The 7,009-nt window shown below is 71.7% G+C and carries 9 protein-coding genes; 7 read left to right on the top strand and 2 right to left on the bottom strand.

The features are described from left to right. Positions 1-335: tRNA (adenosine(37)-N6)-threonylcarbamoyltransferase complex ATPase subunit type 1 TsaE (locus AC31A1_RS43225; RefSeq protein ID WP_489658551.1), on the top strand; the 335-nt coding region annotated here is incomplete at its 5' end. 384 nt (positions 336-719) lie between these two features. Here AC31A1_RS43225 and AC31A1_RS43220 read toward each other — a convergent pair. Further along, positions 720-1,280 (bottom strand): hypothetical protein, encoded by a 561-nt coding sequence (locus tag AC31A1_RS43220; RefSeq protein WP_489658550.1) that lies wholly within the window; start codon positions 1,278-1,280, stop codon positions 720-722. 159 nt (positions 1,281-1,439) lie between these two features. Between AC31A1_RS43220 and tsaB the strand changes: the two genes are divergently transcribed. From tsaB to AC31A1_RS43190, 6 genes are read left to right on the top strand one after another with little or no spacing between them, the layout of a single operon-like run. After that, positions 1,440-2,093 carry a tRNA (adenosine(37)-N6)-threonylcarbamoyltransferase complex dimerization subunit type 1 TsaB gene (gene tsaB, locus AC31A1_RS43215; protein WP_393759793.1) on the top strand — a complete coding sequence of 218 codons (654 nt, stop codon included), beginning with the start codon at positions 1,440-1,442 and terminating at the stop codon, positions 2,091-2,093. Between the two features lie 29 nt (positions 2,094-2,122). Beyond that, complete coding sequence (gene rimI, locus AC31A1_RS43210) at positions 2,123-2,665, top strand: ribosomal protein S18-alanine N-acetyltransferase (RefSeq protein WP_489658553.1); 543 nt, start codon at positions 2,123-2,125, stop codon at positions 2,663-2,665. Beyond that, entirely contained in the window at positions 2,658-3,761 is a 1,104-nt protein-coding gene (gene tsaD, locus AC31A1_RS43205) for a tRNA (adenosine(37)-N6)-threonylcarbamoyltransferase complex transferase subunit TsaD (RefSeq protein WP_393759791.1), read from the top strand. The genes rimI and tsaD overlap by 8 nt, the downstream gene beginning before the upstream one ends. Before the next feature lie 14 nt (positions 3,762-3,775). Then, positions 3,776-4,015 (top strand): hypothetical protein, encoded by a 240-nt coding sequence (locus tag AC31A1_RS43200; RefSeq protein ID WP_489658552.1) that lies wholly within the window; start codon positions 3,776-3,778, stop codon positions 4,013-4,015. 24 nt (positions 4,016-4,039) lie between these two features. Continuing rightward, positions 4,040-4,312: a hypothetical protein gene (locus tag AC31A1_RS43195; RefSeq protein WP_489658549.1), complete on the top strand. Its 273-nt coding sequence runs from the start codon at positions 4,040-4,042 to the stop codon at positions 4,310-4,312. Beyond that, positions 4,309-4,701 (top strand): type II toxin-antitoxin system VapC family toxin, encoded by a 393-nt coding sequence (locus tag AC31A1_RS43190; protein ID WP_489658548.1) that lies wholly within the window; start codon positions 4,309-4,311, stop codon positions 4,699-4,701. The genes AC31A1_RS43195 and AC31A1_RS43190 overlap by 4 nt, the downstream gene beginning before the upstream one ends. 13 nt (positions 4,702-4,714) lie before the next feature. Here AC31A1_RS43190 and AC31A1_RS43185 read toward each other — a convergent pair. Next, positions 4,715-7,009 (bottom strand): beta-xylosidase/alpha-l-arabinosidase (locus tag AC31A1_RS43185; RefSeq protein WP_489658547.1); only part of this gene is annotated, 2,295 nt, incomplete at its 5' end.

Below are 7,009 nucleotides of genomic sequence, written 5' to 3'. Positions count from 1 at the left end.
GGCTCGGGGTGCGGGGGGCGGTGACCTCGCCGACCTTTGTGATCGCCCGGGTGCATCCCTCGCTGGGGGACGGGCCGCCGCTTGTGCACGTCGACGCGTATCGCCTGAGCGGCGGGCTCGACGACATGGAGGACCTCGACCTCGATGTCTCGCTGCCCGAGTCCGTGATCGTCGTGGAGTGGGGTGAGGGCAAGGTCGAGGAGTTGACGGACGACCGGCTGTCGCTCGTCATCCACCGGGCCGTCGGGGATACGACGGACGAGGTACGGCATGTGACTGTCACCGGGCTCGGTGCGCGGTGGGCCGCGGTTGAACTGGGCGTGCTCGGCGGCTGACCGGGGGGTGCGAGGGGTGTGGGTTCCGACAAGGTGTCGGCAAGATGTTGCGTTCGGGGTCTCGGGCGTGGTCACATGGTATCCAGTTCGTAGTTAGGTCTACCTAACTATGCCTGCCCCCGGCTCCCAGGAGGCGTCCATGTCGGCTTCAGAGAACCAGCGTGAGTGGGCGCGGCCGTATGCGGTTGGCGGGGTGTCCATGCAGGAGCTGCTGGCGGCGGGGGAGGCGGCGAGGGTGGTTTCTACGCCGCCTCGGGACCCGGAGCCGATAGCTCCGCCGGTTGAGCCGCGTAAAGCCGCGTAGTCGTTCGTCTGCGGGTGCGTCGTGGCTGGTCGCGCAGTTCCCCGCGCCCCTAGGGGGTGCCCTGCCCCCAATTGAATTGCTTAGCGGATTACCACGATCGACTGTCCGATCGTTGCGAACTCCCACATCGCCGCGCCGTCCTCGGTCGATTCGCGGATGCCGCCGGACTTCGCTGTCGGGTCGGGGGCGTCCGTCGCGCCGCTGACCGCCGCGCTGAAGCCGATGGCGACGTTGTCCGCGTTGGTGAAGCGGACGACGTGCTGGATGGGGGTGCCGTCGGTGCCGGTGATGGCGTTCGAGCGGGAGGTGACCGGATAGGTGCCCGTGGGTGGGTCCACCGTGCCGGGGGTGACCTTGAACGTGCGGTTGACCTTGTTGTTCTTGGCGACCAGCCACACCCGGTCGTCGTCCACCGAGTACACGACCCGTTCGCCCGTGCCGGAGCCGGCGGGCAGCGCGGCGGGGTTCTTCTTGTCGCGCGGGGCCTTCTTGGCGGCCGCCGCCGCGGGGGAGGCGCTCGCGTGGGCCGTGCTCCCCAGTCCGGCCGGGACCGTCGCCGACGCCTGGTAGGCGAGGAAACCGACCGTGGCGACCGCCGCCACGGTGAGCCCGGCCACGATTCCCGAGCTGCTGCCGGCCATCAGCGCCCACCTCCGCGTCTCATACGTCTACGTCCTGTGACGGTGCCCCGAACGGTCCCGTACGTCCCGTAAGTCCGGTGACCCTAGGTGACCGTAGCAGCCGCGGCCGGGCCGACCGGGGCGGCCGTGCTCGCGGCGCCGGAGCCGTAGGCTGTTTGCGTGCTCTTGCTCGCTCTCGATACCGCCACCCCCGCCGTCACCGTCGCCCTGCACGACGGCGAGGCCGTCATCGCCTCGTCGAGTCAGGTGGACGCGCGCCGCCACGGTGAGCTGCTGCTCCCGGCCGTCGACCACGTGCTCGCCGGCGCGGGGCTCACGCTCGACGCCGTCACGGGAATCGTCGTCGGCATCGGCCCCGGCCCCTACACCGGGCTGCGCGTCGGGCTGATGACCGCCGACACCTTCGGGCTCGCGCTCGGCGTGCCCGTGCACGGTGTGTGCACGCTGGACGGCCTCGCCTACGCCGCCGACCTCGACGGCCCCTTCGTCGTCGCCACGGACGCGCGGCGCAAGGAGGTCTACTGGGCGCGTTACGCCGACTCCCGGACCCGCGTCACCGACCCGGCCGTGGACCGGCCCGCCGACATCGCCGAGCAGGTCGCCGGACTGCCCGCCGTCGGCGCCGGTGCGCTGCTCTACCCGGACACCTTCCCGTCCGCCCACGAGCCGGAGCACGTGTCCGCCGCCGCGCTCGCCTCGCTGGCCGCCGAGAGACTCGCGGCGGGCGTCGAACTCCCCGCGCCCCGGCCGCTGTACCTGCGCCGTCCCGACGCCCAGGTGCCCAAGAACTACAAGGTGGTCACCCCCAAGTGACCGAATCCCTGAGCCCTCGGCTGCGCGAGATGCGCTGGTGGGACATCGACTCCGTGCTGGAACTGGAGAAGGATCTCTTCCCGGAGGACGCCTGGTCCCGGGGCATGTTCTGGTCCGAACTGGCACACGCGCGGGGCGCCGAGGCGACCCGCCGGTACCTGGTCGCGGAGGAGACCGGTGCGGAGTACGAGGGCGGTGTCCGGCTCATCGGCTACGCGGGCCTCGCCACCAGCGGCACCGCATCTGACAGCGGCTCCGCCGCGGCGGCCGACATCCAGACCATCGCCGTCGCCCGCGACCACTGGGGCACCGGCCTCGGCTCCACCCTGCTGACCGAACTCCTCACCGCGGCAAGCGAGTTCGAGTGCACCGAGGTCATGCTCGAATGCCGCGTCGACAACGTCCGCGCGCAGAAGCTGTACGAGCGCTTCGGCTTCGCCCCGATCGGATTCCGGCGCGGCTACTACCAGCCGGGCAACGTCGACGCCCTGGTGATGCGCCTGACCACAGATCCCGACGGCAGCTCCGCCGCGGGGTCACCTTCCGTACAAGGAACCGAGATCCATGACTGACTCACGCGACGAGCCTCTCGTCCTGGGCATCGAGACCTCCTGCGACGAGACCGGTGTCGGCATCGTCCGCGGCACCACCCTGCTGGCGGACGCGGTCGCGTCCAGCGTCGACGAGCACGCCCGCTTCGGCGGGGTCGTACCGGAGGTGGCGTCCCGCGCCCACCTGGAGGCGATGGTCCCGACGATCCAGCGCGCGCTGAAGGACGCGGGCGTGAGCGCCCGTGACCTCGACGGCATCGCGGTCACGGCGGGTCCTGGCCTCGCCGGTGCCCTGCTGGTCGGCGTCTCCGCCGCCAAGGCCTACGCCTACGCCCTGGGCAAGCCCCTCTACGGCGTGAACCACCTCGCCTCGCACATCTGCGTGGACCAGCTGGAACACGGCCCGTTGCCGGAACCGACGATGGCGCTGCTGGTGTCCGGCGGTCACTCCTCGCTGCTGTTGTCCTCGGACATCACCTCGGACGTACGGCCGCTGGGCGCGACGATCGACGATGCGGCGGGCGAGGCCTTCGACAAGATCGCGCGTGTCCTGAACCTCGGCTTCCCGGGCGGGCCGGTCATCGACCGGTACGCGAAGGAGGGCGACCCCACGGCGATCACGTTCCCGCGCGGACTGACCGGGCCGCGCGACCCGGCGTACGACTTCTCCTTCTCCGGGCTGAAGACGTCCGTGGCCCGCTGGATCGAGGCGAAGCGGGCGGCGGGGGAGGATGTGCCGGTGCGCGATGTGTCGGCGTCCTTCCAGGAGGCCGTCGTCGACGTCCTGACCCGCAAGGCCGTACGCGCCTGCAAGGACGAGGGCGTCGACCACCTGATGATCGGCGGCGGAGTGGCGGCGAACTCGCGCCTGCGCGCACTGGCGGCGGAGCGCTGCGAGGCCGCCGGCATCCGCCTCCGCGTCCCGCGCCCCAAGCTCTGCACGGACAACGGCGCGATGGTCGCCGCGCTGGGTGCCGAAATGGTCGCGCGGAACCGGGTTCCGTCGGACTGGGACCTGTCGGCCGACTCGTCCCTCCCGGTGACCGACCCGCACGTCCCGGGGCATCACCACCACGACCACGTGCACGAGGTCAGCAAGGAGAACCTGTACTCGTGACGACGGTCGCGTTGATGTGGGAGGCCCGGGCGGTCCCGGGGCGGGGCGCAGAACTGCTCGCCTGGGCACGGGAGCAGCGGCTCCCGGCCGAGCCCCTGCGCCGGGAGTTCCTGCGCGGACCCCAGGACCGGGTTCTCGTCATCACGTGGTGGGACGCGGAGTACGACGCGGACCTGCCCGAACTGCCGGAGCCGGACGGGGAGTTGGTGACTCGGGCGGTGCATCGGTGGCGGTTCGAGTCGGTGGGCGAATAACAAGAGTTTTGTTAAAGTGGGGTCATGGCTGATTCTCCCGTACCCGGTGAAGGCCCCGTCCGCCCCGTGTCGGTGTCGCTCCACGAGGGCACCATCGCCGCCCTCAAGGCGCGCACCGGCAAGCGAGGCATGTCCGCCTACGTCGAAGCACTCATCCAGCGCCAGCTGGAGCGGGATCGGCTGCGTGAACTGATCGAGGACGCGGAAGCCGTGCACGGTCCGGTGGACCCGGCCGCGGTCGAGGCCAAACGGGCCGTCCTGCGCGGTGGCTCGGCCGGCTCGGCCGACGCCGCGTGAGCGGCACGCTCGTACTCGACTGCGAGGGTCTGTCCAAACTCGTACGGCGCACTCCGGAACTCACCGAGTGGCTCGCCGCGGCCGAGGCCGAGGACATCCACGTGGTCGTCAGCTCGGTGACCCTGGTAGAGGCCCGTGATCCCAGGACCCACCAGGCTCGTTTCGACCACGCCGTCTCACGCGTCAACGTCGTCCCGCCCAGCGAGGCGATCGCCCGCCACGCCGGCAAACTCCTCGCCGCAGCCGGTCTGCACGGGCACAAGTACGCACTTGACGCGATCGTCGCCGCGACAGCACTCGCCTCCCCGGCACCCGTCACCGTGCTGACCTCGGACCCCGAGGATCTCCGGGAACTCTGCGGGACCGGTGCCCACGTGATCAAGGTCTGACCTGCGCCCGGGGTCACCTGTCGCCCCGCGCCTCCGTCTCGCACCGCAACCGCCGCTCCGCCCCCACCACCCGCACGGGACCCGTCAGCGTCAGCCGGGTCGTGTGGCGTATCTCCGCGCTGGAAGCACCCAACCTCAGCTCCAGTACGCCCGGTTCGACCACCCGGTGTCCCGAGCGGTCCGTGAACGCCGACAGGTCCGCATGGAAGTGGAAGGTCACCCGCGTCGCCTCGCCGGGTCCCAACTCCAGGCGCTGGTAACCGATCAGGCGGACGTCCGGGCGGGTCACCGAGGCGACCGGGTCGTGGAGATAGAGCTGGACGATCTCCGTGCCGGTGCGGTCGCCGGTGTTGCGGACGGTGAGGGGCAGGTCGTAGGAGCCGTCCGTGCCGATCTCCAACTCCCCTGATTCGGCGGGCTCCCACTCGAACGTCGTGTACGAGAGGCCGTGGCCGAAGGCGTAGAGCGGGGTCGGGTCCAGGCTGCTGACCTCGTCGGCCAGGCCCAACGGGGGTTGCAGGTACGTCCAGGGCTGGCCGCCGGGCATGTGCGGGACGCTCACCGGGAGGCGGCCGGACGGGTTGACGCGGCCCGACAGCACTCCCGCCACTGCCGGGCCGCCTTCCTCCCCCGGGAAGAACGCCTGGACCACCGCGCCCAGTCGGCCGTGCCAGCGGCCCAGCGCGTAAGGGCGGCCGGTCAGCAGGACCAGGACCACCGGGACGCCCGTCGACACCAGGGCGTCCAGCAAGTCGGCCTGCACACCCGGTAGTCGGAGGTCCGCCACATCGCAGCCCTCACCCGACGTGCCGCGTCCGAACAGGCCCGCCCGGTCGCCGAGCACCGCCACGCACACGTCCGCCTCCGCCGTCCGCGCCACCGCCTCCTCGAAACCGGAGGTGTCCGGGCCGGAGACGTCACACCCCTCCGCGAACGTCACCTTGGCGTCCGGGAGTTCGGCCCGCAGCGACTCCAGCACCGTGGGGATCTCGATGCCCATCGGCACCTCGGGGTGGTGCGTACCCACGTGGGACGGGAAGGAGTAGCAACCCAGCATCGCCAGCGCGTCCGCCGCCCTTGGACCCACCACCGCGATCCGCGCCTCGGGCGGGAGCGGGAGTACGCCGTCGGGGTTGTCCAGCAACACCACTGATTCCTCGGCCAGTTGGCGGGCCAGGGCGCGGTTCGCCGTCGAGTCGAGGTCGATCGGACGCGTCGGCTCCGGAGACCAGTCCTCGTCCAGGAGTCCCAACTCGGCCTTCTGCAGCAGCACTCGGCGCGCCGCCCGGTCGACCAGCGACTCCGGGATCTCCCCCGCCCGCACCGCCTCCACCAGCGGTTTCCCGTAGCACTTCAGGGTCGGGAGCTCTACGTCGATGCCCGCCTCCAGCGCCGCATGGGCCGCCTGTGCCGGGCTGCCCGCCACCCGGTGGAGCGTCTCCAGGAAGCCGATGCCGAAGTAGTCGGCGACCACGGTGCCGGTGAACTGCCAGTCGTCACGCAGGAGTTCGGTCAGCAGGCGGGGGTCGGCCGACGCCGGGACGCCGTCCGTCTCGTTGTACGCCGCCATCACCGAGCGCGCCCCGCCCTCCCGCAGCGCCATCTCGAACGGCGGCAGGGTCACGTCCGCGAACTCCCGCACCCCGGCCCGCACCGGCGCCAGGTTCCGCGCGCCCACCGAGGACGCGTACCCGGCGAAGTGCTTCAGCGTCGCGACGACCCCGGCCGACTCCAGGCCCCGCACATAAGCCGTACCGATGGTCCCCACCAGGTACGGATCCTCGCCGATCGTCTCCTCCACCCGGCCCCAGCGCGGATCCCGTACGACGTCCAGGACCGGGGCGAGGCCCTGGTGGACGCCGGCCGCGCGCAGGTCCGCGCCGATGTGCCGGGCCATCTCCTCGACCAGCCCCGGGTCGAAGCTCGCGCCCCACGCGAGCGGTACCGGGTACGCCGTCGCACCCCACGCGGTGAACCCCGCCAGGCACTCCTCGTGGGCGACCGCCGGGATGCCGAAGCGCCCCGCCGCCGCGATCCGGCGCTGCGCGCGGGCCAGCGCCTGCGCGCCCAACTCCGGGTCCACCGGCGCCGTACCGAAGGAACGGGTGAGCTGGCCAAGACCTCGGGTGATCAGCTCGTCCCAGTCGTACTCCGAGGTCATCTCCCGCTGGAGCGGAGCGACTCCGTCGCCGTCCGTGTCGGCGCCCACCCACACGCCGTAGAGCTGGGCGGTCTTCTCCTCCAGGGTCATCCGGGCGAGCAGGTCGTCGACGCGGGCGGCGGCGGGCAGGGCGGGGTCGCGCCAGGG

The sequence above is a fragment of the Streptomyces sp. P5F9 genome (genome assembly GCF_057961495.1).
This window is presented reverse-complemented; position numbering and strand designations above follow the sequence as displayed.

Coding starts and splice junctions, on each gene's coding strand:
- tsaD (WP_393759791.1), top strand. CDS start 2,658: ATGACTGACTCACGCGACGAGCCTCTCGTCCTGGGCATCGAGACCTCC.
- AC31A1_RS43220 (WP_489658550.1), bottom strand. CDS start 1,280: ATGGCCGGCAGCAGCTCGGGAATCGTGGCCGGGCTCACCGTGGCGGCG.
- rimI (WP_489658553.1), top strand. CDS start 2,123: ATGCGCTGGTGGGACATCGACTCCGTGCTGGAACTGGAGAAGGATCTC.
- AC31A1_RS43195 (WP_489658549.1), top strand. CDS start 4,040: ATGGCTGATTCTCCCGTACCCGGTGAAGGCCCCGTCCGCCCCGTGTCG.
- AC31A1_RS43200 (WP_489658552.1), top strand. CDS start 3,776: ATGTGGGAGGCCCGGGCGGTCCCGGGGCGGGGCGCAGAACTGCTCGCC.